Source organism: Caballeronia jiangsuensis, assembly GCF_046030135.1.
In the GTDB taxonomy this organism is placed as follows: Bacteria; Pseudomonadota; Gammaproteobacteria; order Burkholderiales; family Burkholderiaceae; genus Caballeronia; species Caballeronia jiangsuensis.
The window spans coordinates 1-1,806 of record NZ_JAQQDB010000096.1 but is presented as its reverse complement, the minus strand read 5'-3'; the positions used below and the strand labels follow the sequence as shown (position 1 = coordinate 1,806).

3 protein-coding genes are annotated in these 1,806 nt (G+C 62.3%); all 3 read left to right on the top strand.

Annotated features, from left to right (window positions below):
• Positions 1-396: succinate dehydrogenase, cytochrome b556 subunit (gene sdhC, locus PQR08_RS38470; protein ID WP_250487933.1), on the top strand; the 396-nt coding region annotated here is incomplete at its 5' end.
• 2 nt (positions 397-398) lie between these two features.
• The gene (gene sdhD / locus PQR08_RS38465; protein ID WP_187605503.1) at positions 399-767 is read left to right on the top strand and encodes a succinate dehydrogenase, hydrophobic membrane anchor protein; all 369 of its coding nucleotides are present in this window, start codon (positions 399-401) and stop codon (positions 765-767) included.
• 5 nt (positions 768-772) lie between these two features.
• Positions 773-1,806 (top strand): FAD-dependent oxidoreductase (locus PQR08_RS38460; protein WP_408164453.1); only part of this gene is annotated, 1,034 nt, incomplete at its 3' end.

The following is a 1,806-nucleotide window of genomic DNA, read 5'->3' as shown; positions in this document are numbered from 1 at the left end:
AAAAAACCAAGGCCGGAATACCGGAACATCGGAATCGGCCAGCTCGCGAAGTATCGCTTGCCGCTGGCAGGGAAGGTTTCCATCCTGCATCGTGTGAGCGGGCTCTTGCTCTTCGTGTGTCTGCCGTTCATCCTGTACCTGCTCGATCAGAGCCTCACGTCGGAGATTTCGTTCGACGCGTTCAAGGGCTTTCTCGCCAACCCCATCGTCAAGATCGTCACGCTCGTGCTGTCGTGGGCGTATCTGCATCACTTCTGCGCGGGCATCCGCTTTCTGCTGCTCGACACCCACGTCGCGGTGAACAAGGAAGGCGGCAGGCAGACCGCCCTCATCGTGCTGATCGTTTCGCTGTTGCTCACGCTCGCGATGGCCCTCAAGATCTTCGGAGTGTTCTAAACATGGCAACGCAAAATCGAGTCGGCCCCAAGCGCCTGGTTGTCGGCGCGCATTACGGTCTGCGCGACTGGCTCGCGCAACGCATCACCGCGGTGGTGATGGCCGTCTATACCGTCATTCTGCTGTTCTGGTTCTTCGGCGCGCACAACTTCTCCTATGAAGGCTGGGCGGGCATCTTCGCGACCCAGTGGATGAAGCTCGCGACTTTCGTGGCCTTGCTTTGCCTCTTCTACCACGCGTGGGTCGGCATTCGCGACATCTGGATGGACTACGTCAAGCCGATGAGCTTGCGCCTGCTCTTGCAGGTATTGACCATCCTGTGGCTGATCGGATGCGCCGGCTACGCCGCACAGATTCTCTGGAGAGTTTAAAGAACATGGCTGCAATCAAGACTTCCCTGCCGCGTCGTCGCTTTGACGTGGTCATCGTCGGCGCGGGCGGCTCGGGCATGCGCGCATCGCTGCAACTCGCGCGCGCGGGCTTGTCGGTGGCGGTGCTGTCCAAGGTGTTTCCGACGCGCTCGCACACGGTCGCCGCGCAAGGCGGCATCGGCGCCTCGCTCGGCAACATGAGCGAAGACAACTGGCACTATCACTTCTACGACACCATCAAGGGCTCCGACTGGCTCGGCGACCAGGACGCGATCGAGTTCATGTGCCGCGAAGCGCCCAACGCGGTGTACGAGCTCGAACACATGGGCATGCCGTTCGACCGCAACGCCGATGGCACGATCTATCAGCGTCCGTTCGGCGGCCACACCGCGAACTACGGCGAGAAGCCGGTGCAACGCGCCTGCGCTGCGGCTGACCGTACCGGCCACGCGCTCTTGCACACGCTGTATCAGCAGAACGTCGCGGCTAAAACGCACTTCTTCGTCGAATGGATGGCGCTGGACCTGATCCGCGACGCCGACGGCGATGTGCTCGGCGTGACCGCGCTCGAAATGGAAACGGGTGAGGTCTACATCCTCGAAGGCAAGACGACGCTGTTCGCCACGGGCGGCGCGGGGCGCATCTTCGCGGCATCGACGAATGCGTTCATCAATACGGGCGATGGCCTCGGCATGGCCGCGCGCTCGGGCATCGCGCTGCAGGACATGGAGTTCTGGCAGTTCCACCCGACCGGTGTGGCGGGCGCGGGCGTGCTGATCACCGAAGGCGTGCGCGGCGAAGGCGGCATTCTGCGCAACTCCAACGGCGATCGTTTCATGGAACGCTATGCGCCGACGCTGAAGGATCTGGCACCGCGCGACTTCGTCTCGCGCTCGATGGACCAGGAGATCAAGGAAGGCCGCGGCGTCGGTCCGAACAAGGATCACGTGCTGCTCGATCTGTCGCACATCGGCGCCGAGACGATCATGAAGCGTCTGCCGTCGATTCGCGAGATCGCGCTGAAGTTCGCCAACGTCGA